We start from the raw sequence: 22,469 nt of genomic DNA, 5'->3' as shown, positions 1-22,469 counted from the left end.
CCGAACTAGCGGATTCACGCCGTCTTCGCCATCGGCCCCTTGTGACCCAGCTTGATGGCCAGGTCGTCGAAGGCGATGAGTTCGGAGGCCAGCGCCTCGAACTGGCTGAGCGGCACCATGTTGGGGCCGTCAGACGGAGCGTTGTCCGGGTCTTCGTGCGTCTCCATGAAGACGGCGTCGACGCCGACCGAAACGGCGGCGCGAGCCAGCACCGGCACGAACTCGCGCTGGCCGCCCGAGGACGTGCCCTGCCCGCCCGGCTGCTGGACGCTGTGGGTCGCGTCGAACACGACCGGGCAGCCGATCTCGCGCAGAATCGGCAGGGCGCGCATGTCGCTGACCAGGGTGTTGTAGCCGAAGCTGGCGCCGCGCTCGCAGGCCATGACGTTGGGATTGCCCGCGCCCGTAACCTTGGCGATGACGTTCTTCATGTCCCAGGGAGCCAGGAACTGACCCTTCTTGATGTTGATCGCCTTGCCCGTGGCGGCGGCGGCCAGCAGCAGGTCGGTCTGGCGCGATAGGAAGGCCGGGATCTGCAGCACGTCCACGACCTCGCCGACCGGGCCGCACTGGGCCTCGGAGTGGACGTCGGTCAGGGTCGGCAGGCCGGTGACTTCGCGGATTTCGGCGAAGATCGGCAGGGCGTCCTTCAGGCCGATGCCGCGCGCGGCGCTGGCGCTGGTGCGGTTAGCCTTGTCGAAGCTGGTCTTGTAGATGATGCCGAGGTTCAGGCGCTCGCCGATCTCCTTCAGCGCATGGGCCGTCTCCAGCGCGTGCTGGCGGCTTTCCATCTGGCACGGGCCGGCGATGAAGACGATGCGGGCGCCGCCGCCGATGACGACGGGGGTCTTGAGGCCTTCGGACAGGGTGATGACGGCGTTGGGAGAGGTCACGGCGGCGCTTTCGACTGGTTTCAACGGCGGTTCGCGGGCCTATGCCGCGGCTTTCAGGCGGACAGGTGGCGTCGCGGATGCGTTTTCGCAACTTATCCGGCGACTCAGGCCCTGACCATCGCCGTCGCGATCATGGTAATCTGACAAGATGACCAAGCCCGATACGCCGCTGATCTCGACCGAAGCCCTGGTGTCGCGGCGGGGCGCGCCGGACCTGAGGATCATTGACGCCAGCTGGTGGCTGGACGGGCGTGACGCGCGAGCGGATTTCGAGCGCGAGCGGCTGCCGGGCGCCGTCTTCTTCGATCTGGACGCCGTGTCGGATCGGAACAGCCCCTATCCGCACATGCTGCCGTCGCCGGACATCTTCGCCGAGGCGATGGGCGCGCTGGGCGTCGCGGAGAGCGACGACATCGTCGTCTATGACGCGCAGGGGCTGTTCTCGGCCGCGCGGGTCTGGTGGACGCTGCGGACAATGGGGGCCAGGCGCGTGCGCGTGCTGGACGGCGGCTTGCCCAAGTGGAAAGCCGAAGGGCGGCCGCTGGAAGGCGGCGCGGCCGAAGCCCCCGTCCCTGCGAAGTTCGAGGCGCGGTTCGACGCCGACGCCGTGACGGACTTCGATCAGGTGAACGCCGCGCTGGCGGACGGTCTTCAGGTGGTCGATGCACGCGGGGCGGCGCGGTTCCGGGGCGAAGCCGCCGAGCCGCGCCCCGGCGTGCGGGCCGGTCATATGCCGGGCGCGCTGAACCTGCCCTTCTCCAGCTTGCTGAACGCGGACGGGACGCTGAAGCAGGGCGCGGCGCTGGAAGAGGCTTTTCGCGCGGCGGGCGTCGATCTGGAGCGACCTGTCATCACCAGCTGCGGTTCGGGCGTGACGGCGGCGATCCTGACGCTGGGGCTGACCGCGCTGGGGCGGTCATCGCGGCTCTACGATGGGTCGTGGGCCGAATGGGGCGCACGGGCCGATGCGCCGGTCGTGACCGGCTCCGCCTGATCAGGCCGCCGAACGTTTCGGCGCGCGGATCAGGAACAACTGCCCGGCCAGCACCAGGGCCAGGCCGACCAGGGCCAGGACGCCGAAGCGCGCGCCCTCGAACATCACCGACACCAGCATGGCGATCGGCGGCGTAAGGGCCGAGATGTAGCTAGCCACGGCGTACCCCCTCGCCCGCGCGATGGTGAAATACAGACCGAAGGCGATGACCGAGCCGAACACCGCCAGATACAGCAGCGAGATCACATAGGCCGGGCTCCACGCCACCGACCAGGATACGCCCGTGACCAGGGCGTAGAGCGCCAGCGTCCCCGTGCCGTAGGCCATGGCCCAGGCGGTGGACGGCAGCACCTGCGATCCCGCCTGCTGCCCGCGCCAGGCGAACCAGTTGCCGAAGGCGGAGGCGACGACGGCGATCACGGCGAAGCTGACGCCTGCGACCGCGTGGGCGCCCAGGCCTGCGCCCATCACCTCGCCCGCCGACAGGACGCCGACGCCGATCACGCCCAGCCCCGCGCCCAGCCAGGCGGCGCGCGCCGCCTTCTGGCCCGAGGCGACGCGGAACAGGATCAGGTTCAGGAAGGCCAGGGCGGCGAAGATCACCGCCACCACGGCCGAGGCGATCTTCTCCTCCGAAGCGTAGACGAAGGCGTAGCTGATGGCGAAGGAGAACAACCCCTGACCCAGCGCCGCCAGATGCTGAGCCCGCGTCAAGGCCAACCGCCCGCCCGTCGCCTTGACGATCAGGGCCAGCAAGGCCGAAGCGATGCCGAAGCGCAACACCACCGAAATCACCGGATCGACGGCGCCGAGCTGGAAGGTGATGGCGTACCAGGTCGTGCCCCAGATCAGGGCGCAGATCCCGACGCCGCCGAAGGCCAGCATGGCCGGCGACAAGAACCGCGACGACGCATTTTCGGACTGGGGAGCTTCAGACTGGGACACGCCGGCGACTCGGTCGAAACGAAACGGGAACTTCCGATAGCACCGCTTTATCCCCGCCGTCTCTCACCTGTTGCAGCCTTATGCGACGCTGGCGCGTTCTGCTAAGCTAGCCGCGCACAAAGGAGACGCCGATGCGCCTGTTCCTCGCCCCCCTCGTCCTGGCCCCGGCCCTGCTGGCCGCCGCCTGCTCCACCCTGCCGGAGACCTCCATGACCGAAGTCCAGGTCACCGCCACCTATCGCGAACGCATCATGCTGCCGCCCGGCCATGTCCTGACGGTCAAAGTCGAGGACGTCAGCCGCATGGACGCTCCCGCCCGGGTCGTCGCCGAGACGACCCAGCGCCTGGACGGTCGCGGCCCGCCCTACGCCGTCACCCTGTCGGTGCCGAACGACAAGATCGACAGCCGCATGGAATACGCCGCCCGCGCCGAGATCCGCGACCCGTCGGGCGCCCTGCGCTTCACTACGGACACGCGCCATTCGGTGCTGACGCGCGGCGCGCCGAACAGCGCCGATATCGTCATGGTGGGCGTGCGCTAAGCCTTGAGCGGCCTCGCCAAACGATCGGTGCTGCTGTCCGGCCACGCCACCTCTGTGGCGCTGGAGCCTGAGTTCTGGGCCGTGCTGGACGCCATCGCGGCCGAACTGACGCTCAGTCGGTCCGGCCTGCTGATCCGCATCGACGCCTGGCGGGGCCGCCGCCCCCTGGCCTCCGCCTGCCGCATCCTGGCCCTGCAATGGACCGGCGGCGACCGCAGTTTCGCAGAAGAGAAGACGTCATGAGCGACGCTTGCATCGACAACAACCGCCTGATCCCCGCCGCCGTCTTCGGCGGACTGGTGGCCGTGGGCCTGATCGTCGGCGGAGCCCTGATCGGTCAGGGCGTGGTCAACGCCCGCGCGGGCGACCGCTCCGTCACCGTGCGCGGTCTGGCGGAAAAGGACGTGAAGGCCGATCTGGCCGTCCTGCCGATCCGTTTCACAACCTCGGGCGACGTACTGTCCGAGGTGCAGGCGCGCATCGACGGCGACCTGGCCATCGTGCGCCAGTTCCTGAAGGCGCAGGGCTATGCCGACGACGCCGTGGACCTGGGTCAGTTGGGCGTGGCCGACACCCGATCGCGCGAATACGCCAGCCAGACCGGCGGGCCGCGCTTCATCCTGACCCAGACCGTGATCGTGCGCACCACGGACGTCGACCGCGTGCAGACCACGACCCGCAACCTGAATGATCTGGTGCGGCAGGGCGTGGTGCTGCAGGACTTCAACGGCCCGTCCTACATCTTCACCAAGCTGAACGACGTGCGCCCGGCCATGATCGCCGAGGCCACCGCCGCCGCCCGCAGCGGCGCCGAACAGTTCGCCAAGGATTCCGGCGCGCCGCTGGGGCCGATCAAGACGGCGGGACAGGGCTCGTTCGAAATCCTGTCGCGCGACGGCACGGGCGATGAAGCCGGCTCGCCGAACAAGAAGGTGCGGGTCGTCACCACGATCAGCTATCGGTTGAAGTAGGCGCAGGGTCAGTTTCGCCTGTGGCCCTCTCCCTATGCCGTCATTCTCGGGCTTGTCCCGAGAATCCATAAACACGACTAGGCCTGATCGAAGCGCGGCGCGCAAACACGAAAAGCCTGAGTGTATGGATCCCCGGGACAAGCCCGGGGATGACGATGGGAGGGGCGAGGCTTCAGGCCTCTGACAGATAGTCCGCCAGCACAACCGCGTCGTTATGCGCTTCGTCCTTTGCGCCATAGACCAGTGTCGCCGGACCGTTGGAAAGAGCGGCCTTCAGTTCGGAAACGGCGTCGGAGTTCAGATCCAGCTCCGCGCGATAGCGGCGCTGAAACTCCGCCCATTTCTGCGGATCGTGGCCGAACCACTGCCGCAACTCCGTCGTCGGCGCGATCTCCTTCAGCCACAGATCGACGCGGGCCTTGTCCTTGCTCAGCCCGCGCGGCCACAGTCGATCCACCAGAATACGCGTGCCGTCCGCATCCGACGGCGGCTCATAGACGCGCTTCAGGATGACCTTCACGACCTCACGCCTTGGGTTCGGGCGCGGCCACCTGCGGCGGTTCGGTCGGGCTGGGCAGTTCGGGCGGCGCGGGACGGTCCGGCACATCGGGCAGGCGCGGCGCCGGCACATTGATATCCACGTTCAGGTTGGGCGTTTCCGGCTGCATCGGCCCGCCGCGTCCCAGCAGAAACCACGCCAGCACGGCGACGACCACCACCAAGGCGCCCACGATGAAGGCGAGACCGACGTTTGCGCCGCCGCTGGAACCATTCGCCATCAGGCGGTCCTCCCTTGCTTGCCCTGTCAGCCGAAAAACGGCGCTCGCTGTTCACGGTTCCAACCACAGATCGTGCGAATGGGACTGACTTTGGCCGCTGTGCTGCTTATGTTCTCCCTTTCAGATTCCGATGGGCGCCCTGCCCGCCCCAGACGCCGCCCGAGTATCCGCCCCTGTGACCGACCTGCCCGCTCCCCGCATTTCCGACCTCGCCCGCGCCCAGACTCCGCAAGGGCCGGCGTCCGATTATCTGTCGGGCCTGAACCCCGAGCAGCGCGAGGCGGTAGAGACGACCGAGGGGCCGGTGCTGGTTCTGGCGGGCGCGGGCACGGGCAAGACGCGCGTCCTGACCACCCGTCTGGCGCACATTCTGGCGACCGGCCGGGCCAAGCCGTGGGAGCTGCTGGTCGTCACCTTCACCAACAAGGCCGCGCGCGAGATGCGCGAGCGGATCGGCCATCTGATCGGTCCGTCGTCCGAGGGGCTGCGCTGGCTGGGCACCTTCCACTCGGTCGCGGCGCAGATTCTGCGTCGCCATGCGGAACTGGTTGGGCTGAAATCCAGCTTCACCATCTTGGATACGGACGATCAGGAGCGGCTGCTGAAGCAGCTTCTGGAAGCGGCCAACATCGACACCAAGCGGTTCACGCCCAAGTCGCTGGCCCATATGATCGACCACTGGAAGAACCGCGGCTGGACGCCCGACAAGCTGCCGCCGGGCGAGGACTTCGCCAACGGCAAGGGCCCGGCGCTGTACGCCGCCTATCAGGCGCGGCTGGCGACGCTGAACGCCTGCGACTTCGGCGACCTGTTGCTGCACAACATCAACATCCTGTCGAAACACGCTGATCTGGCCGAGGAATATCGCCGTCGGTTCCGTTACATCCTGGTCGACGAATATCAGGACACCAACGTCGCCCAGTATCTGTGGCTGCGGCTGCTGACCTCCTCGACCGGCAATGTCTGCTGCGTCGGCGACGATGATCAGTCGATCTATGGCTGGCGCGGGGCCGAGGTGGACAACATCCTGCGCTTCGAGCGCGACTTCCCCGGCGCCAAGGTCATCCGGCTGGAGCGCAACTACCGTTCGACCAAGCACATCCTGGGCGCGGCTTCGGCCCTTATCGCGGCCAATCAGGACCGACTGGGCAAGACCCTGTGGACCGAGGACGACAGCGGCGACAAGGTGCGTGTGCGCGGCGTCTGGGACGGCGAGGCCGAGGCCCGCCTGATCGCCGACGAGATCGAAACCGCGCGCAAGCAGGGCATGAATTACAAGGACATGGCCGTTCTTGTTCGCGCGTCCTTCCAGATGCGGGCGTTTGAAGAACGCTTCCTGATGCTGGCCATTCCCTATGTCGTCATCGGCGGGCCGCGCTTCTTCGAGCGGGCGGAAATCCGTGACGCCCACGCCTATCTGCGATTGATCCAGTCCGAGGACGATGATCTGGCGTTCGAGCGCATCGTCAACGTTCCCAAACGCGGCATCGGCGACACCAGCGTCCAGAAAATCCTGCACATCGCGCGCGAGAACGGCGTCTCGGCCATGCGGGCGGTTCGCCATCTGATCACGACGGACGAGCTTCAGGCCCGCACCCGCACGCCGCTGGCGAACTTCGTGCGCGATCTGGACCGCTGGCGCGACCTGATGGCGATGGGCACGCCGCACTGGCAGGTGACGGAGACCCTGCTGGACGAGAGTGGATACACCGCCATGCAGAAGGCCGACCGCACCAGCGGCCAGACGCGCTTGGACAACCTGAAGGAACTGACCCAGTCGATGCAGTCGTTCGAGACGCTGCAGGCCTATCTGGAGCATGTTTCGCTGGTCATGGATCTGGAACGCCGCGACGAGAACGCCGATGGATCGGGCTCGGTGCAGATCATGACGCTGCACGGCGCCAAGGGGCTGGAGTTCCCTCTGGTCTTCCTACCGGGCTGGGAGGAAGGCGTCTTCCCCAGCCAGCGCAGCATCGACGAGAAGGGCGTGAAGGGGCTGGAGGAGGAACGCCGCCTGGCCTACGTCGGCGTCACCCGCGCCAAGCAGGACGCGCGCATCAGCTTCGCCGCCAACCGCATGGTCTACGGCCGCTGGACCTCGCAGCTGCCCAGCCGCTTCGTCGATGAACTGCCCATCGCCCACGTCGAGCCGCAGTCGGACACCGGCTATTACGGCGCCTCGACCGGGATGAAGGAGGCCAAGAGCCGCTGGGACGACGCCCCCTCCTTCGGCGGCAGCTATTCCAGCCCCGGCTGGAAGCGCGCCCAGACCTATACCGCCGCCCAGACGCCCAAACCCGCCTACGCCCGCCGCGCCGTGATCGAGGGCGAAGGCCGCCTGATCGCCACCGCCGATCCCAAGGCGGCGTCCGGCTGGTCGCGCGGCGACCGCGTCTTCCACCAGAAGTTCGGCTACGGCTCCGTCCGCGCGGTTGAGGGGAACAAGCTGGTGGTCAGTTTCGACAAGGCGGGCGAGAAGAAGGTCATCGACACCTTCGTGGAGAAGGCGCCCTAGGCGCGCCGTCCTCGCGGGGCGAAGGACTCCCACAGCCCCGTCGCCACCAGAACGACAGTCGACGCCATCGTCAGCGCCAGCGGCGACCAGCCTCGCCCGATCAGGAAGACGGTCCCCAGGATCGCCACGCCGATGACGCGCGGCCACGCCACCTTGCCCCAGATGCTGAAGACCGACAGGGCCGTTCCCAGCAGGAACAGCAACGGCCCGCCGATCAGCACGGCCGCGCTCGCCGCACCCGCCACGCCTAGCGGATGCGCCAGGGCCAGTTCATCGCCGACCGCCGTCACCACGATCCCCGCCACGACGATGATCGGGCAATAGGTATAGGTTCTTCGGGCGATGGCGCCGGGGTCAGCGGCGTGGCTGATGGTTTCCGATCCGGCCTCGTGCGCCTCGCTGAAGAACAGCCACCACATGGCGATGGTCGTCACGAAAGCGGACACGAAGGCCGCAGCCACCGGCGGCGTCCACGCCAGTTCCGCGAACGTCGCTCCGGTGATGATGATCGATTCGCCCAGGCAGATGATAACGAACAGACCCACGCGCTCGGCCAGATGCGCGCCCTCGACATTCCAGTCCGTGGTACTGGATCGGCCCAGGCCCGGCACGAAGAAGGCCAACGCCGGGCCGATGAACTCCAGCGCCAGGGCGACCAGCCAGATCAACAGCCGCGCCTGCCCCTCGGCCAAGCCGCCGCTGATCCAGAACACGGCGCCCAGCAGCGCCCATAGCGATATCCTCTGGAAATTCGCCCTCTGCGTCGGCGAACCGCGCACCGCCCACAGGGTGAACAGGCTGCGCCCCACCTGAATGGCGGCGAAGGCGCAGGCGAACGTCAGCCCCCTGTCGCCGAACGCCGTAGGCAAGGACATCGACATGACTAGGCCCGCCGCCATCAGGACGAACATCATCAGCCGCACAGGGCCGCGCTCGGGGTCCAGCCAGTTGGTGATCCAGCTGGTGTCGATCCACACCCACCAGACCGCCGCCAGCAGGACGGCCGCCTCCAGTGCGCCCAGCGGCGTCAGGTGGGCCAACAGCAGATGGCTGACCTGGGTGATGGCGAAGACGAAGACGAGATCGAAGAATAGCTCGACAAAGCTGACCCGAGCATGCTCTCCGGGCCGTCGAACGCGCATCAGACTGGCGGCCATGCCCCACCCTTCCTTAACCCTGTTCCACGAACGTGCTCCCGTGCGCGCCGTTCGTCCAGAACCCCAGACATCCTCGGTCGCGCCGCGCCTTTGGGAGCAGGCCGCGGCGGCCTTCATCCTGTTCCTTCTGACCGGGGCGCTGATCGGCCCCATCTTTGCGCCGCAGCAGCAAGAACTTCCGGCGCTCCGGCTGATCTGGCCGCCGGTCTATCTGGTCATACTGGGCCTGATGGCGGTTCGCGCGCGCCAGATGGCGGCGGCCTGGCCCGCCTTCATCCTGTTGGCCCTGATGGTCATCCTGGCTCTGTCGTCCAGCCTATGGTCGCAGGCGCCGGATGTAACTCAGCGACGGGTTCTGGCCCTGGCCCTGACCGGCGGCTTCTCCATCTATCTCGGCGTCGTATTCCGTGGCGCTGAACTGCCGCGCCTGCTGACCTGGACCTTCCTTGCCCTCGGCGTCGGCAGCCTGATCGCCGTCTTCCTGTTTCCCAGCCTAGGCGTCCATCACAGCGCCAACGCCGGGTTGTGGCGCGGCCTGTGGTACGAAAAGAACCACATGGGAATGATCATGGCGGTCGGCCTGATCGCCGCTTCGGCCCTGCTGGCGGCGGGCGCGCCGCAGGATCGGCGCATCGCCCTGGTCGCCATCGGCGTCTGTGTGCTGGCTCTGCTGGGCTCACAGTCCAAGACCGCCCTGATCATGGCCATGCTGGGCGGCGGACTGATCGCCATGTGTCGCCTGATCGCGCGCATGGGGCCGGTGTTCGGGGTCGTCGTCGTATGGAGCCTGGGGCTGACCGCCGTCATCAGCCTGTGGGTCTGGAGCCAGTACTCCGTCGAAATCCTGGCCTTGTTCGGCAAAGACCCGACCCTGACCGGCCGTACCGAGATCTGGGCCGCGATCGAGCGCATGGCGGCGCAGAGACCCTGGCTCGGCTATGGCTACGGCGCCTTCTGGGTGCTGGATACCGAGCCGATGGAATGGATCCGCCACGAGACCGGCTGGCGCGTACCCTCGGCGCACCACGGCTGGCTGGACCTGCGTGTTCAGCTGGGCTGGGCGGGGACATGGCTGGTCAGCGCGGTCATAGCTCTGACCTCGGCCGCCGTCCTGTTTCGCCTCTCAGGTCTGGGGCGGCGCGAGGGATACTGGAGCCTGGCCTATCTGGCCGCCTTCCTGCTGCTCAGCGTGTCGGAAAGCGTCTTGATGAGCCATCAGGATCTGCCCTGGACCCTGTTCGTCGCGGTTCTGGCGCGCAATCTGGTTTCCGACCGCACGACCTGACGCGGGCCTTGCCCCCGCCGTCTTCGAAGCCTACCAGACCCTGCCCCGAATCGCCGCAAAATGCCCTGATGGACGACCTGTTTTCCAATCTCGACGACGCCGAACCGGCCAAGCCCGCCGCCCCTGCGCCCGCACCCGCTGCGGCGACGCCTCCGGTCGCGCCTCAGCCGGCGCCGGCCCCCGTGCATCAGCCCAAGGTCGAGCTGACGTCCCACGCCAGCGCCGCGACGGCGGCCGCCACCGGCTATTCCGCCTCCTCGATCGAGGTGCTGGAAGGACTTGAGCCCGTCCGCAAGCGCCCCGGCATGTACATCGGCGGCACCGACGAGCGCGCCCTGCACCATCTGTTCGCCGAAGTGCTCGACAATGCGATGGACGAAGCCGTCGCCAAACACGCCAAGCTGATCACCGTCGATCTGGACGCCGAGGGCTATCTGTCGGTGCGCGACGACGGGCGCGGCATTCCGGTCGACCCCCACCCCAAGCACCCCGGCAAGTCGGCGCTGGAAGTCGTCATGACGGTGCTGCACTCGGGCGGCAAATTCTCGGGCAAGGCCTATGAGACCTCGGGCGGCCTGCACGGCGTCGGCGTCTCGGTCGTCAACGCCCTATCGGAGAGCCTGGACGTCACCGTCTGGCGCGACGGGTTCGAGTGGCGCCAGTCCTTCAGCCGCGGTCATGTCCAGGCGCCGATCCAGCAGGTCGGCCCGTCCAAAAAGAAGGGCACCCTGATCCGGTTCAAGCCGGACGATCAGATCTTCGGCGCCGGCGCGACCTTCAAGCCAGCCCGTCTGTTCCGCATGACGCGCGCCAAGGCCTATCTGTTCCGCGGTGTCGAGATCCGCTGGACCTGCGCGCCCGAACGCATCACCGACGCCACGCCCGCCCAGGCGACGCTGCACTTCCCTGGCGGTCTGGCCGACGCCCTGGCCGAGCGCGTGGGCGAGATCGAGACCGTCACCCCCGTCTTCGCCGGGCGCGTCGAGCGCAAGGGCGAGGCCGGCGCGTTAGAATGGGCCGTCACCTGGTCGTCGATCGGATTCGGCGACGCGGACAGCTTCGTCGCCTCCTACTGCAACACCGTCTCGACGCCCGACGGCGGCACGCACGAAGCGGGCTTCCGCGCCGCGCTGGTCAAGGGCCTCAAGGCCTATGGCGAGCTGACCAATGAGAAGCGCGCCGCCCAGATCACGGCCGAAGACGTCATCGCCAATGCGGGCGCCCTGATCTCAGTCTTCATCCGCAACCCGGAATTCCAGGGCCAGACCAAGGACCGTCTGTCCTCGCCCGAGGGCCAGCGCCTGACGGAACAGTTGCTGCGCGACCCGTTCGACCACTGGCTGACCGAAAGCCCGAAACAGGCCAACGCCCTGCTCGGCTTCGTCATCGACCGCGCCGAAGACCGCCTGCGCCGCCGCAAGGACAAGGAAGTCCAGCGCGCCGCCGCCACGCGCAAGCTGCGCCTGCCCGGCAAGCTGTCGGACTGTTCGCGTCAGGCCGCCGAGGGCACCGAACTGTTCATCGTCGAGGGCGACTCGGCCGGCGGCTCGGCCAAGCAGGCGCGCGACCGCACGACCCAGGCCATCCTGCCCCTGCGCGGCAAGATCCTGAACGTCGCCTCGGCCACGGCGGACAAGCTGCGCGCCAACGTCGAACTGACCGACCTGATGCTGGCGTTGGGCGTGCAGGCGGGCAGCCGCTTCAGCGTCGACGACCTGCGCTATGAGCGCGTGGTCATCATGACCGACGCCGACGTCGACGGCGCCCACATCGCGGCCCTGTTGATCACCTTCTTCTATCGCTCCATGCCGGATCTGATCCGTCAGGGACGGCTGTATATGGCCCTGCCGCCGCTCTATCGGATTTCGGCAGGCCCGCTGTCGGAATATGCCCGCGACGACGCCCACCGCGACGAGCTGCTGGCCAGCGTGTTCAAGGGCAAGAAGACCGAGATCGGCCGGTTCAAGGGTCTGGGCGAGATGATGGCCTCTCAGCTGAAAGAGACCACCATGGACCCGAAGAAGCGGACCCTGGCCCGCATCGCCCTGCCCGACAGCGAGGAAGAGATCGAGGATCTGGTCGAGCGCCTGATGGGCCGCAAGGCCGAGGCCCGCTATAACTTCATCCAGGAAAACGCCCGCTTCGCCCAGGCCGACCTGGACGTCTGACGTCGTGATCCGCCGTCGCCCCCACGGTGACGGCGGGCTGAACCAGCCTAACCGATCATCCGGCCGACGGTGTCGTCCTTCCAGATGAAACGGTGGACCAGCACCATCAGGATGTGGCCCGCGATGGCGGCCAGCAGCACCCAGGCCAGCAGGCCGTGGGCGGCGTTGGCCGGGGCGGTCATCCACGGAACCTCGGCCCAACCGCCGTCGATCAGGCGCACGCCGAACACGTCCAGCGGCTTACCCGATCCATACTGCCGCAGCAGCGCCATCGCCGGGACGATCAGCATCAGGGCGTACAGCGCCAGATGCCCGACCTTGGCGGCCAGGCCCCAGAAGCCGCCGCCGTGCGCCGGGCGCGTCTTCATGTTGTAGAGGCCCCACAGGGCGCGCAGCACGATCAGGGTCAGCAGGATAACGCCGATCCCCTTATGCGTGCCGACCCAGAAGGCGGTGATCGGCGCCTTGCCGACGATGATCTTCACCGCCATGCCCGTGAACTGCCACGTCAGCAGCAGAGCCATCGCCCAGTGCAGGCCGCGCGTGACGGAGCCGTACCGAAAGCCGTCGTCTCTCCACTGCATCGCCATTTGAGCCTCCCCTCCCTGATAACAAGTCTCAAACACGATTCGAGGCGGAATCCGTCGCCGGATCCCGCCTCGCAAATTGTCGCAGCCGAAGCGCGTTTAAGGCTTAGGGAGCCTTCACGCCGTCGTCGTCGGCCTGGGTGCGCTTGTCATAGACGTGGTCGACGATGCCCCAGGCCTTGGCTTCCTCGGCGGTCATGAAGTGGTCGCGGTCCAGGGTGCGCTCGACCTCTTCATAGGTGCGGCCGGTGTGCTGGACGTAGATTTCGTTCAGGCGGCGCTTGGTGGCGATGATGTCCTCGGCGTGGCGTTCGATGTCCGAGGCCGTGCCGCGGAAGCCGCCCGAGGGCTGGTGCACCATGACCCTCGCATTCGGCAGGGCGATGCGCTGGCCCGCTTCACCGGCCGTCAGAATCAGCGAACCGGCCGAAGCGGCCATGCCCATGACCACGGTCGAGACCGGCGACTTGATGTACTGCATGGTGTCGTAGATCGCGAGCGCCGAGGTCACCTGACCGCCGGGGCTGTTGATGTACATGCTGATTTCCTTCTTCGGGTTCTCCGACTCCAGGAACAGCAGCTGGGCGCAGATCAGCGAGGCCATGCCGTCCTCGAACGGCCCGGTCAGGAAGATGATCCGCTCACGCAGCAGGCGCGAAAAGATATCGAACGACCGTTCGCCGCGGCTGGATTGCTCCACCACCATCGGCACCAGGTTGTTGGAGATGTAGTCGATCGGATCGCGCATGAAGGCCTTCTCGAATTCAGGGGGGTCGCACGACTCATGGAACGCGCGCCTGTCTCCTACGATATCGCGTTCATGAGGCTTCGGCGCAAGGCGGCGCCGAAAAGCAAAATCCCCGCCCCGGAAATCCGGGACGGGGATCGCAAGCTCAGAGCCTGAAGAAGAAGGGCTTACGCCTCGTCTTCTTCCTTCATCAGCTCTTCTTTCGAGATGGCTTCGTCCTTCACCTCGGCGACCGAGACGATCAGGTCGACGACCTTCTCTTCATAGATCGGCGCGCGCAGCTGGGCGGCGGCGTTCGGGTTCTGGCGGTAGAAGTCCAGGACCATCTTTTCCTGACCCGGATAGTTGCGGGCTTCGGCCATGATGGCGTTCGACAGTTCCTGATCCGAAACGCCGACGTTGTTGGCGCGGCCGATCTCGGCCAGGACCAGACCCAGGCGCACGCGGCGCTCGGCGATCTTCTTGTACTCGGCCTTCAGTTCATCTTCCGACTTCTTGGCGTCGTCTTCCGGCAGTTGGCCGGCGTCCTTGTCGGCCGACACCTGGGCCCAGATGCCTTCGAACTCGGCGTCGACCATCTTCGGCGGCAGGGCGAAGTCGTGGCCCTCGTCCAGCACGTCCAGCAGGGCGCGCTTCAGCTTGAAGCGGGTCGCGCCGGCGTATTGCTGGTTCAGGTTGGACTTCAGCAGTTCCTTCAGCTGGTCCAGCGACTCAAGGCCGATGCGCTTGGCGAACTCGTCGTCGATCTTGGATTCGACCTCGGCCTTGATGGCCTTGACGGTGACGTCGAAGGTCGCGGCCTTACCGGCCAGGTGCTTGGCCTGGTACTCTTCCGGGAAGGTCACTTCGATGGTCTTTTCTTCACCGACCTTGGCGCCCTTGAGCTGCTCTTCGAAGCCGGGGATGAAGCGGCCCGAGCCGATCACCAGGTCGGCGTCGGTGGCGGCGCCGCCGTCGAAGGCCTCGCCGTCGATCTTGCCCAGGAAGTCGATGGTCAGTTGGTCGCCGTCGGCGGCCTTGACCGTCTTGCCCTTCTTGTCCTCGTAGGACTTGGCTTGCGAAGCCAGTTCCTTGAGCGCCTCGTCCAGGTCCTCGTCCGAGGCCTCATAGGTCGGGCGGGTCAGCTTCAGGGTCTTGGGGTCGACCGGGGTGAATTCCGGCATGACTTCCAGCGACATTTCATAGGCCAGGTCTTCCTGACCGGCGATGACCTTGTCCATGTCGGAGGTCAGGTTCATCTCGGCCGGAGCGGCCGGACGCAGCTTCAGCTCGTCCAGAGCGCCCTGGCTGGTCTCGTTCAGCGAGGCGTTGATGATTTCGCCCATGAAGTCACGGCCGAAGGTCTTCTTGACGTACGAGGCCGGCACCTTGCCCGGACGGAAGCCCTTCAGCTTCATCTGGGGAGCCACTTCCTTGATGCGGGCTTCGAGCTTCTCATTCAGCTCAGCGACTGGAATGGTCACCGCGATCACGCGGCTGAGGCCTTCGTTCGACTTTTCGACGACTTGCATGGTCGGGTATCTGACGCTCTGTGGCGACGCCGCAAAGGCGCGCGGTGGATAAAGCAACAGGGCCGCCCCTTTCGGGAGCGGCACCTCGGAGCCCGCCCTTATGTCGAGAAGGGGCCGAAACGTCAACGCAACGCGGTTCCTTTGTGGGCATCGGGCCGCTATCTCATGACGCATGAGCCAGTCGTCCGCCTCTTCGGCAGCCCCCATCGGCGTCTTCGTCACGCCCGTTACGCCGCTTCAGCAGAACTGCACGACGGTCTGGTGCACGCAGACGAAGAAGGCCGCCGTCATCGATCCCGGCGGCTCGGTCGACGCCATCTTAGGCGAGGTCGCGCGGCGCGGGCTGACGCTGGACGCCATCTGGATCACCCACGGCCATCTGGACCACGCCGGCGCCGCCGCCGAGATGCAGGAGAAGACCGGACTCGATATCGTCGGCCCGCACCTTGAGGACCAGTTCTGGATCGACCTGATTCCCACGCAGGGCCAGAAGTACGGCCTGCCCGAGGCGCGCAGCTTCACCCCCACGCGCTGGCTGGACGACGGCGACGTGCTGACGCTGGGCGAGACGAGCTGGGAGGTCTTCCACTGCCCCGGCCATACGCCCGGCCATGTGATCTTCTTCAACCGCGAGGCCCGCTTCGCCCAGGTCGGCGACGTGCTGTTCCAGGGCTCGGTCGGCCGCACAGACTTCCCGCGCAGCGACCATCAGGCCTTGCTGAACGCGATCACCACCAAGCTGTGGCCGCTGGGCGATAACGTGACCTTCGTGCCGGGGCACGGGCCGCATTCGACGTTCGGGGGCGAGCGGCGCAACAATCCGTTCGTCTCGGACCGGGCGATGCAGGCGGCGCCGATCGCACGCCCGGCCTCCGGCCCGGCCTGACCCCTTGGATGCCGGACCATTGATCTGAGTTCGGATTGGATCAATCCGAACGGATAATGGTCTAGCGCGCGGCCAACAGGCCGATCAGAACGCCGATCCCGAGCGCATAGAGCGTCATGCGGATCGGCTCATCGCGAATCGCTTCGCAGGCCTGAGAGCCGCGATGGCGCGCCCAGTCGCGCACCTCGGCCGCATCCTCACGCACGGCCCGGCGCAAGGGACGCGGACGCGCGCCTGCCGCCAGAATCTCATCGGCGGCCCCTTCAAGGCGGCCGCTGCGCGTCGAGCGGCCTTCGGTGATGTCCTCAGGCGAAGGCGCGTTGTCGGCACGTGGGGTCGGGTCGTTGGAAACCGGCATGGGCTGAACTCCTGACTTCTGCACTCAGAGCCTCGAAGAACCCGCCGAAATCGTCACGGTTCCGCCGCCTGCACATGGGCGCGGTTCGTGTCGACCGAACAGGGTTTTAATCCTTTCTCGGAACCTCCGCGCCGGCGCCGGGTTCTTTTGCGCAAGCGCCACCGTCTACGAAAGGAACATCTGAAATGACCGAAGGTCAGCCCACCCGAGGCTCCGGTGTTTCCAAGCGAGGCTTCGCCTCCATGGACCCGGAACGTCAGCGCGAAATCGCTCGCAAGGGCGGCGCCAGCGTCCCCAGCGAGAAACGCAGCTTCTCTCAGGACCGCTCCCTCGCGGCCCAGGCCGGACGCAAGGGCGGCGAAGCCTCCCACGGCGCGCGGAACAAGACCGGACAGGATCCGGCGCCGCCGAAACGCTGATCGCTGCGATCGATTTCAGAACTTTTCGACGGCGCGGGAAACCTCGCCGTTTTTCTTTGCCTGACGCGCGGGACGATGTGTTCAGCAGGCCAGAAGGGCCAGGGCCACGCGCGGGGCTTCGCTGACCTCGAACGCCTCGACGCGCCAGCCAGCGGCTTCAGCCAGGGCGCGCACGCGGGCTTCGTCGAACTTGCGCGAATTCTCGGTGTGGATCGTCTCGCCCCGCGCAAAACGGAAGACCAGCTTGCCCAGCCGCACCGTCATGGGGCGAAGGCCCTCCAGATGCATCTCCATCCGCGCCTCAGCCGCATTCCAGACGGCGCGGTGAGCGAAGGCGTCCAGGTCGAAGTCGGCGCCCAGGTCGCGGTTGGCGCGCGCCAGGACATTCAGATTAAAGCGGGCCGTCACCCCCTCGGCGTCGTCATAGGCGGCGATCAGGGTCGAGGGTTCCTTGATCAGATCGACGCCCAGAATGAAAAGGGCGTCCGGCCCCAGCATGTCGCGCATGCCGCGCAACAGGGCCTCGGCCGTCTCCGGCGCCAGATTGCCGATGGTCGAGCCAGGGAAGAAGCCGATGCGACGCCCCTGCCCTGCTTCAGGCGGCAGAACGCCCAGGTGTTCAAAGTCGCCGACGATGGGCAGCACTTTCAGGTCGGGATAGGCCTGCCTCAGCCGCGCGGCCGCCTCGTCCAGCGCCGAAGGGCTGATGTCGATGGGAACATAGGCCGCCAGGTCCGGCGCGGCGTCCAGCACGATGCGCGTCTTCTCGCTGGCGCCCGAACCCAGCTCGACCAGAACGGCGTCGGAGCCGAAGCGGTCGGCCCAGTGCGGAGCGACCCGACGCAACAGAGTCGCCTCCTGCCGGGTCGGATAGTATTCCGGCAGGCGGGTGATGGCCTCGAACAACTCTGACCCGCGCGCGTCATAGAACCATTTGGGCGGCAGGCTCTTGGGCGACGACGCCAGGCCCGCGACCAGATCGCGGCGGAAGGCCTCGTGCTCGTCGTCGGCGCCGTCGCGATAGGCGTCGTCGCCTGGATCGCAAGCCAGACGGACGCCCGCAAAGGCCCAGCGCTGATCCGGGTAGAAGAAGTTGCGATAGGTCGGCCGCGCATGGCCCGGCGCCGTGGCGAAGGCGCCGCCGCGCAGCACCATCTGATTGGCCATGAACTTGCCGTTGTACTCGGCCGCCGTGCCCTCGGTCGGGCGAAAACCGGGGTAAGGGGCATAGGCGCTGGCGGTCCACTGCCACACCTCGCCATCCAGGTTGGAGAAGGCGTCAGGGCGGCTGCGCGCCGCATGCTCCCACTCCGCCTCTGTCGGCAGACGCCGGCCCGACCATCGCGCGAAGGCGTCGGCCTCGTAAAAGCTGACATGGCGCACCGGCGCAGCGGGATCGACGGGACGTCGGCCCGCCAGCGTCATGACCGTCCAGCCCTTCCCCTCATCCTCTCGTCGCCAATATAGGGGTGCGGTCCAGCCGCGCGCCTGGACCGTCGCCCAGCCGTCGCTCAGCCACAGTTCGGGCCGGGCGTAGCCGCCGTCATTCATGAAGGCCAGCCAGTCGCCGTTGGTCGTCAGGCCGGCGGCCAGGACGAACGGCTCCAGCCAGACGCGGTGCGTGGGGCGCTCATTGTCGAAGGCGAACCCCTCGCCCGAAGCGCCCACCTCGATCAGACCGCCCTCGAACGCCTCCCAGCCGCTACGCGCCGGTTGCAGCAACGCCGCACGCGGCTCGTTCTCATAGGCCGCCGGGTCCAGCGGCGAACGGGACATCAGATGCAGCAGGTCCATCAGGAACAGCTCCTGATGTTGCTGCTCGTGGTTGAGACCCAGCTCGAACAGGTAGCGCTCCAACCCTTCCAGCGGGGCCGAGGCGTCGGCCAGGCGCACCTCCATCCGTCGGTCGATCTCGGCGCGATAGGCCATGACCTCAGCCAGCGACGGGCGCGTCATCAGACCTCGCTCATCGCGGCCGATGCGTTCGCCGAGCGCCTCATAGTAGGAGTTGAAGACCTCCTTCAGCCGAGGATCGAACGGCTCATAGCCCGGCCTGACCAACAGCATGGTTTCGAAGAACCAGCTCACATGACCCAGGTGCCACTTGCCCGGACTGGCTTCGGCCATCGACTGCGCCTGCAGGTCTTCGGCGGACAAGGGTGCCGCCAAGGCGGGCATCACCGCGCGCACGCGGCGATAGCGCTCCAGATCCCCGGCGACGCGCGCCGGTCTGCGCTGCGTTCCGGCCATGATCCCGCCTGCCCCTGGGTGAGTGTTCGCTGTGGTCACCCTGTAGAAATGCAGCCTGAGACGAGGCGGTTCCGCGTGATTGAAACCCGTCTCCGCGCGCCTTCACGGTCCTGTTTCAGAGGAACAGTCACGATCAGAGGGCGTTCTGATTCAATCAAGTCGCCGTAACGGCGCAGGTTTTTCAGGATCCCGCCGCATGCCCGAAGTTCGCATGCCAGAGGGGCCGAACGTCATCGAGCCCCCGCCATCGCCGCCCCCGCTTGATCGGGCGCCGGATCTGGCCGACCCGGCCAACTGGCGCGCCATGCTGGCCTGTCAGATACCGGCGCTGAGAGCCTTCGCCTTTTCGCTGGCGCGCAACAGGGCGGATGCGGACGACCTGGTTCAGGAAACCCTGGTCAAGGCCTGGGCGCATCGGGCGCGGTTCGAGGCGGGGACCAATCTGCGGGCCTGGCTGTTCACCATCCTGCGGAACAGCTGGTACACCGGCGCCGCCCGCCGTCGACGCGAAGTGGCCGATGAAGAAGGCCGCCACGCCGCCAGCCTGACCTCCGAGGCCAACCAGGAATGGACCGCCGAACTGACGGCGCTTCAGCAGGCGCTGAACACCCTGCCGCCCGACCACCGCGAGGCCATCATCATGGTCGGCGCCGCTGGTCTTTCCTATCAGGAGGCGGCCGATATCGCCGGTTGCGCCGTAGGCACGGTCAAGAGCCGGGTCAATCGCGCGCGTCGCCGCCTGGCCCTGCTGCTGGCGCACGAACTCCCGCTCGGCGGCGCAGAAAATAATGAGGGTGACGACAGCTAGGCGGAGGGAACGGAGGAACCGGCGAAGGGGTTCAATTCCCGATCTCAGGAGAGTCCGTCATGATGACTCCGCAACGTCCTCCCTCCCCCGCCCCCCCGCGCACGGGCAAGCGCGGCTTCATGGACTGGCTGTTCGGTCGCACGCCGCCGCCGCCCAGCAAAGCCAGCCCCAACCTCTATCTGGGCGACATCGTGGACGGCGACTTCAGTTCGCCCTCGGTCCATCATCATCACAAGCGGCCGCCCAGCGACGAGCTATGAGCCGGGCGACAGCCTAGCGTCGCGCGGCGTACTCCAGTCGGGCGATGGTGCGGTTGTGCACCTCGTCCGGACCGTCGGCGATGCGCAGGGTCCGCACCATGGCGTAAAGCTCGGCCAGCGGCGTGTCGCCCGACACCCCCGCCCCGCCGAACGCCTGGATCGCGTCGTCGATGACCTTCAGCGCCATGCGCGGCGCGGCGACCTTGATCTGGGCGATCTCGGACTTGGCGCCCTTGGCCCCGACCTCGTCCATCATCCAGGCGGCCTTCAGCACCAGCAGACGGCACATCTCGATATTGGTGCGCGCCTCGGCCACCCGCTGCTCCCACACCGAATGCTCGGCGATGGTCTTGCGGAAGGCGGTGCGGCTGAGCAGGCGGTCGACCATCAGCTCCAACGCCTTCTCGGCCGCGCCGATAGTCCGCATGCAGTGATGGATGCGGCCCGGCCCCAGGCGGCCCTGGGCGATCTCGAAGCCGCGCCCCTCCCCCGCTATCAGATTGGAGGCCGGGATGCGGACGTTCTCCAGCACCACCTCGGCGTGGCCGATCGGCGCCTCGTCATAGCCGAACACCGACAGCATCCGCTCGACGCGGAAGCCGGGCGTGTCGACCGGGACGATGATCTGGCTCTGCTGCTGGTGAACAGCGGCGTCGGGATCGGTCTTGCCCATGACGATGGTCACGGCGACGTTCGGGTGCGCCATGTTGGTCGACCACCATTTGCGGCCGTTGATGACGTAATGGTCGCCGTCGCGCTCGATCCGGGTCTGGATGTTGGTGGCGTCGGACGAGGCGACCTCAGGCTCGGTCATCAGGAAGGCCGAACGGATTTCGCCGGCCATCAACGGCTTGAGCCACCGCTCCTGCTGGGCGGCGTCGCCGTACATGTGCAGGACTTCCATATTGCCGGTGTCAGGCGCGTTGCAGTTGAACGCCTCGGCCGACCACAGCGCCCGGCCCATCAGCTCGGCGATGGGGGCGTAATCCAGGTTCGACAGCCCCGCTCCATGCTCGCCCGGCAGGAACATGTTCCACAGGCCCTCGGCCCTGGCCTTGGCCTTCAGCGTCTCCATCACCGGCGGTTGGCGCTTGGGATCGGCGCGGACCTGGGCGCGATACTCCGCCTCTCGCGGCAGAACCTCCGCCTCCATGAAACGGCGCACCCGCTCGCGCCAGTGTTCGCCCCGCTCGCTCAGCCGGAAATCCATCTTACGCCTCTCCCTACATGAAAACGGCGCGGCCCCGTCGGAGCCGCGCCGTTGAACATCAAGCCTCAGCCCGCCTTCAGCCCTTGAGCAACGGCGCCAGCTTCTGGGCGATCATCATGTCGCCCGCGATCTTCAGCTTGCCCTGCATGAAGGCCATCATCGGGTCGAGGCGGCCTTCGGCCAGGGCGACGAAGTCGTCCCACTTGATCGAGACGGTGGCGTCGGCCGGCTTGTCGTCGTTGCTGACGGTGTTCGGAGCCGAGGCGCCGTCGATGAAAATCTTGCCGTCATCGCCGAAGTCCAGCTTCACGGTCTTGCCCAGACCCGAGTTTTCGCCGACGGCGGCGCGGATCTTGTCGGTGGCGAGGGCCAGATCGGCCATGTGCGTCTCTCCCGTTGAGAAGTTGAACCACACGCCTAACCCGCGCGCCGGGCGGCGCCAAGATCACGCAAGGGAAGGCCAGGCCAGGAAGCCCCCAATCGCGCCGGTTCCTTCACATATGGCTCAGCTTACATGAGTTTGCGTTTGGCCGTGACGAGATGGCCTAGAAGTTGCGCGTTTTGCGTAACAAGGACTCGCCAATGACCCGCCTGCTCACTCCGGAGGAAGTTCGCCTGGACCAGTTGTGGCGCGAACACTTCGGCCAGCCCCTGCCCATGATCGGCGCCCCCGAGGTCGCCCGGCGCATCCTGCGCCAGCACGGCGTCGCCGTGCGCCGCCCCAGCGACGCCAAGGCCGCCGCCCCTTCGGAGGGCCGCGACTGACTTCTGATTTTCGGAAAGAATTCTGGCGGAGACGGAGGGATTCGAACCCTCGGTACCCCTTACAGGGTACGACGATTTAGCAAACCGTTGCCTTCAGCCACTCGGCCACGTCTCCGGCAGGCCGCGTGGATAGCGAGTCGCGCGACGCTTCGCAATGCGGAACTGACGCCCTTTGTGTTAACCCGGCATAAGAGTGGCATGTGACACGGGGTTCGCACCTCATTTTGCTCGATATCGGGAAAAAGACTTGGCTATCACCCCTGCTGACACTCTGGGCTCCGCGACCGAAGGCGCGCGCGCGAATCGCGCGGCGCGGGTCGAATCGCGCGCGCCGACGGCGGAGACAGGGCGTGCGGGCCGGGCTCGGCGCGGGCCCTTGCGGCCGGACGTCTGGCTGAACACCCGGCAGCGGGCGGCG

Annotated in this window: 24 protein-coding genes and 1 tRNA gene; 12 read left to right on the top strand and 13 right to left on the bottom strand. The window is 67.0% G+C overall.

All coding sequences use genetic code 11. The annotated features are described in order from the left end of the window. Positions 1–14 precede the first annotated feature (14 nt). A complete protein-coding gene (gene kdsA, locus B2Y21_RS13795) occupies positions 15–917 on the bottom strand; it encodes a 3-deoxy-8-phosphooctulonate synthase (protein WP_409410837.1) in 903 nt (300 codons plus the stop codon). A gap of 124 nt (positions 918–1,041) precedes the next feature. On the opposite strand from kdsA, the gene sseA reads away from it, so the two are divergent. After that, complete coding sequence (gene sseA / locus B2Y21_RS13790; protein ID WP_292060400.1) at positions 1,042–1,887, top strand: 3-mercaptopyruvate sulfurtransferase; 846 nt, start codon at positions 1,042–1,044, stop codon at positions 1,885–1,887. On the opposite strand, the gene B2Y21_RS13785 is transcribed toward sseA, so the two are convergent. Next, on the bottom strand, positions 1,888–2,832 hold the full coding sequence (locus B2Y21_RS13785; RefSeq protein WP_292060399.1) for a DMT family transporter: 945 nt from the start codon (positions 2,830–2,832) through the stop codon (positions 1,888–1,890). 131 nt (positions 2,833–2,963) lie between these two features. Here B2Y21_RS13785 and B2Y21_RS13780 point away from each other — a divergent pair, with 131 nt between their 5' ends. Genes B2Y21_RS13780 through B2Y21_RS13770 form a run of 3 tightly spaced genes read left to right on the top strand, consistent with a single transcriptional unit; the run spans position 2,964 to position 4,345 of the window. Then, positions 2,964–3,374 (top strand): YbaY family lipoprotein, encoded by a 411-nt coding sequence (locus B2Y21_RS13780; RefSeq protein WP_292060398.1) that lies wholly within the window; start codon positions 2,964–2,966, stop codon positions 3,372–3,374. A 3-nt stretch (positions 3,375–3,377) separates the two neighbouring features. Further along, the gene (locus B2Y21_RS13775; protein WP_292060397.1) at positions 3,378–3,617 is read left to right on the top strand and encodes a ribbon-helix-helix domain-containing protein; all 240 of its coding nucleotides are present in this window, start codon (positions 3,378–3,380) and stop codon (positions 3,615–3,617) included. Beyond that, positions 3,614–4,345, top strand: a complete 732-nt coding sequence (locus tag B2Y21_RS13770; protein ID WP_292060396.1) for an SIMPL domain-containing protein — start codon at positions 3,614–3,616, stop codon at positions 4,343–4,345. The genes B2Y21_RS13775 and B2Y21_RS13770 overlap by 4 nt, the downstream gene beginning before the upstream one ends. A 172-nt stretch (positions 4,346–4,517) precedes the next feature. Here the strand turns inward: B2Y21_RS13770 and B2Y21_RS13765 are convergent, their stop codons facing one another. After that, on the bottom strand, positions 4,518–4,865 hold the full coding sequence (locus B2Y21_RS13765; protein WP_292060395.1) for a DUF488 domain-containing protein: 348 nt from the start codon (positions 4,863–4,865) through the stop codon (positions 4,518–4,520). Between the two features lie 4 nt (positions 4,866–4,869). Next, complete coding sequence (locus B2Y21_RS13760; RefSeq protein WP_292060394.1) at positions 4,870–5,124, bottom strand: hypothetical protein; 255 nt, start codon at positions 5,122–5,124, stop codon at positions 4,870–4,872. A 130-nt stretch (positions 5,125–5,254) separates the two neighbouring features. Between B2Y21_RS13760 and B2Y21_RS13755 the strand changes: the two genes are divergently transcribed. Then, the gene (locus B2Y21_RS13755; RefSeq protein WP_292060393.1) at positions 5,255–7,639 is read left to right on the top strand and encodes an ATP-dependent helicase; all 2,385 of its coding nucleotides are present in this window, start codon (positions 5,255–5,257) and stop codon (positions 7,637–7,639) included. Here the strand turns inward: B2Y21_RS13755 and B2Y21_RS13750 are convergent. Continuing rightward, a complete protein-coding gene (locus B2Y21_RS13750; protein ID WP_292060392.1) occupies positions 7,636–8,796 on the bottom strand; it encodes a low temperature requirement protein A in 1,161 nt (386 codons plus the stop codon). The genes B2Y21_RS13755 and B2Y21_RS13750 overlap by 4 nt on opposite strands. A gap of 40 nt (positions 8,797–8,836) precedes the next feature. Between B2Y21_RS13750 and B2Y21_RS13745 the strand changes: the two genes are divergently transcribed. Together B2Y21_RS13745 and B2Y21_RS13740 are read left to right on the top strand one after the other, a co-directional pair. Next, positions 8,837–10,081: an O-antigen ligase family protein gene (locus B2Y21_RS13745; protein WP_292060391.1), complete on the top strand. Its 1,245-nt coding sequence runs from the start codon at positions 8,837–8,839 to the stop codon at positions 10,079–10,081. A 68-nt stretch (positions 10,082–10,149) separates the two neighbouring features. Continuing rightward, entirely contained in the window at positions 10,150–12,249 is a 2,100-nt protein-coding gene (locus tag B2Y21_RS13740; RefSeq protein WP_292060390.1) for a DNA topoisomerase IV subunit B, read from the top strand. Between the two features lie 47 nt (positions 12,250–12,296). Here B2Y21_RS13740 and B2Y21_RS13735 read toward each other — a convergent pair whose 3' ends face one another. From B2Y21_RS13735 to tig, 3 genes are all read right to left on the bottom strand, one after another. Then, entirely contained in the window at positions 12,297–12,839 is a 543-nt protein-coding gene (locus B2Y21_RS13735; protein WP_292060389.1) for a cytochrome b, read from the bottom strand. A 103-nt stretch (positions 12,840–12,942) separates the two neighbouring features. Continuing rightward, complete coding sequence (locus tag B2Y21_RS13730; protein ID WP_003165321.1) at positions 12,943–13,584, bottom strand: ATP-dependent Clp protease proteolytic subunit; 642 nt, start codon at positions 13,582–13,584, stop codon at positions 12,943–12,945. A gap of 167 nt (positions 13,585–13,751) precedes the next feature. Next, positions 13,752–15,095, bottom strand: coding sequence for a trigger factor (tig, locus tag B2Y21_RS13725; RefSeq protein ID WP_125900970.1), 1,344 nt, complete (start codon positions 15,093–15,095; stop codon positions 13,752–13,754). 172 nt (positions 15,096–15,267) lie between these two features. On the opposite strand from tig, the gene B2Y21_RS13720 reads away from it, so the two are divergent. Next, positions 15,268–15,981: an MBL fold metallo-hydrolase gene (locus B2Y21_RS13720; RefSeq protein ID WP_292060388.1), complete on the top strand. Its 714-nt coding sequence runs from the start codon at positions 15,268–15,270 to the stop codon at positions 15,979–15,981. 61 nt (positions 15,982–16,042) lie between these two features. Here the strand turns inward: B2Y21_RS13720 and B2Y21_RS13715 are convergent, their stop codons facing one another. After that, the gene (locus tag B2Y21_RS13715) at positions 16,043–16,339 is read right to left on the bottom strand and encodes a hypothetical protein (RefSeq protein WP_200167449.1); all 297 of its coding nucleotides are present in this window, start codon (positions 16,337–16,339) and stop codon (positions 16,043–16,045) included. Between the two features lie 185 nt (positions 16,340–16,524). Here B2Y21_RS13715 and B2Y21_RS13710 point away from each other — a divergent pair, with 185 nt between their 5' ends. After that, positions 16,525–16,758, top strand: a complete 234-nt coding sequence (locus B2Y21_RS13710; RefSeq protein WP_125900964.1) for a general stress protein — start codon at positions 16,525–16,527, stop codon at positions 16,756–16,758. A gap of 81 nt (positions 16,759–16,839) precedes the next feature. Here B2Y21_RS13710 and egtB read toward each other — a convergent pair whose 3' ends face one another. Further along, a complete protein-coding gene (gene egtB / locus B2Y21_RS13705) occupies positions 16,840–19,008 on the bottom strand; it encodes an ergothioneine biosynthesis protein EgtB (protein ID WP_292060387.1) in 2,169 nt (722 codons plus the stop codon). Between the two features lie 196 nt (positions 19,009–19,204). On the opposite strand from egtB, the gene B2Y21_RS13700 reads away from it, so the two are divergent. Both B2Y21_RS13700 and B2Y21_RS13695 read left to right on the top strand, forming a co-directional pair. After that, positions 19,205–19,816 (top strand): sigma-70 family RNA polymerase sigma factor, encoded by a 612-nt coding sequence (locus B2Y21_RS13700; protein WP_292060386.1) that lies wholly within the window; start codon positions 19,205–19,207, stop codon positions 19,814–19,816. A 59-nt stretch (positions 19,817–19,875) separates the two neighbouring features. Further along, a complete protein-coding gene (locus B2Y21_RS13695; RefSeq protein ID WP_292060385.1) occupies positions 19,876–20,076 on the top strand; it encodes a hypothetical protein in 201 nt (66 codons plus the stop codon). Between the two features lie 13 nt (positions 20,077–20,089). Here the strand turns inward: B2Y21_RS13695 and B2Y21_RS13690 are convergent, their stop codons facing one another. After that, on the bottom strand, positions 20,090–21,286 hold the full coding sequence (locus B2Y21_RS13690) for an acyl-CoA dehydrogenase family protein (protein WP_292060384.1): 1,197 nt from the start codon (positions 21,284–21,286) through the stop codon (positions 20,090–20,092). Between the two features lie 76 nt (positions 21,287–21,362). Continuing rightward, positions 21,363–21,668, bottom strand: a complete 306-nt coding sequence (locus tag B2Y21_RS13685; protein ID WP_024354161.1) for an SCP2 sterol-binding domain-containing protein — start codon at positions 21,666–21,668, stop codon at positions 21,363–21,365. A 200-nt stretch (positions 21,669–21,868) separates the two neighbouring features. On the opposite strand from B2Y21_RS13685, the gene B2Y21_RS13680 reads away from it, so the two are divergent. Next, positions 21,869–22,051, top strand: a complete 183-nt coding sequence (locus tag B2Y21_RS13680) for a hypothetical protein (protein WP_200167444.1) — start codon at positions 21,869–21,871, stop codon at positions 22,049–22,051. A gap of 23 nt (positions 22,052–22,074) precedes the next feature. Here B2Y21_RS13680 and B2Y21_RS13675 read toward each other — a convergent pair. Continuing rightward, a tRNA-Ser gene (locus B2Y21_RS13675) sits at positions 22,075–22,166 on the bottom strand. Positions 22,167–22,469: the final 303 nt, after the last annotated feature.

This window comes from Brevundimonas sp. UBA5936 (assembly GCA_002430835.1).
In the GTDB taxonomy this organism is placed as follows: domain Bacteria; phylum Pseudomonadota; class Alphaproteobacteria; order Caulobacterales; family Caulobacteraceae; genus Brevundimonas.
Note: the sequence above shows the minus strand (reverse complement) of the source record. Positions and strands in the feature narration are given on the sequence as shown.

Excerpts from the sequence above, each read along its gene's own strand:
- sseA (WP_292060400.1), top strand. The coding sequence starts at position 1,042 with ATGACCAAGCCCGATACGCCGCTGATCTCGACCGAAGCCCTGGTGTCG.
- B2Y21_RS13780 (WP_292060398.1), top strand. The coding sequence starts at position 2,964 with ATGCGCCTGTTCCTCGCCCCCCTCGTCCTGGCCCCGGCCCTGCTGGCC.
- B2Y21_RS13770 (WP_292060396.1), top strand. The coding sequence starts at position 3,614 with ATGAGCGACGCTTGCATCGACAACAACCGCCTGATCCCCGCCGCCGTC.
- B2Y21_RS13760 (WP_292060394.1), bottom strand. The coding sequence starts at position 5,124 with ATGGCGAATGGTTCCAGCGGCGGCGCAAACGTCGGTCTCGCCTTCATC.
- B2Y21_RS13755 (WP_292060393.1), top strand. The coding sequence starts at position 5,255 with ATGGGCGCCCTGCCCGCCCCAGACGCCGCCCGAGTATCCGCCCCTGTG.
- B2Y21_RS13750 (WP_292060392.1), bottom strand. The coding sequence starts at position 8,796 with ATGGCCGCCAGTCTGATGCGCGTTCGACGGCCCGGAGAGCATGCTCGG.
- B2Y21_RS13740 (WP_292060390.1), top strand. The coding sequence starts at position 10,150 with ATGGACGACCTGTTTTCCAATCTCGACGACGCCGAACCGGCCAAGCCC.
- B2Y21_RS13735 (WP_292060389.1), bottom strand. The coding sequence starts at position 12,839 with ATGGCGATGCAGTGGAGAGACGACGGCTTTCGGTACGGCTCCGTCACG.
- B2Y21_RS13730 (WP_003165321.1), bottom strand. The coding sequence starts at position 13,584 with ATGCGCGATCCGATCGACTACATCTCCAACAACCTGGTGCCGATGGTG.
- tig (WP_125900970.1), bottom strand. The coding sequence starts at position 15,095 with ATGCAAGTCGTCGAAAAGTCGAACGAAGGCCTCAGCCGCGTGATCGCG.
- B2Y21_RS13720 (WP_292060388.1), top strand. The coding sequence starts at position 15,268 with ATGAGCCAGTCGTCCGCCTCTTCGGCAGCCCCCATCGGCGTCTTCGTC.
- B2Y21_RS13715 (WP_200167449.1), bottom strand. The coding sequence starts at position 16,339 with ATGCCGGTTTCCAACGACCCGACCCCACGTGCCGACAACGCGCCTTCG.
- B2Y21_RS13710 (WP_125900964.1), top strand. The coding sequence starts at position 16,525 with ATGACCGAAGGTCAGCCCACCCGAGGCTCCGGTGTTTCCAAGCGAGGC.
- egtB (WP_292060387.1), bottom strand. The coding sequence starts at position 19,008 with ATGGCCGGAACGCAGCGCAGACCGGCGCGCGTCGCCGGGGATCTGGAG.
- B2Y21_RS13700 (WP_292060386.1), top strand. The coding sequence starts at position 19,205 with ATGCCCGAAGTTCGCATGCCAGAGGGGCCGAACGTCATCGAGCCCCCG.
- B2Y21_RS13695 (WP_292060385.1), top strand. The coding sequence starts at position 19,876 with ATGATGACTCCGCAACGTCCTCCCTCCCCCGCCCCCCCGCGCACGGGC.
- B2Y21_RS13690 (WP_292060384.1), bottom strand. The coding sequence starts at position 21,286 with ATGGATTTCCGGCTGAGCGAGCGGGGCGAACACTGGCGCGAGCGGGTG.
- B2Y21_RS13685 (WP_024354161.1), bottom strand. The coding sequence starts at position 21,668 with ATGGCCGATCTGGCCCTCGCCACCGACAAGATCCGCGCCGCCGTCGGC.
- B2Y21_RS13680 (WP_200167444.1), top strand. The coding sequence starts at position 21,869 with ATGACCCGCCTGCTCACTCCGGAGGAAGTTCGCCTGGACCAGTTGTGG.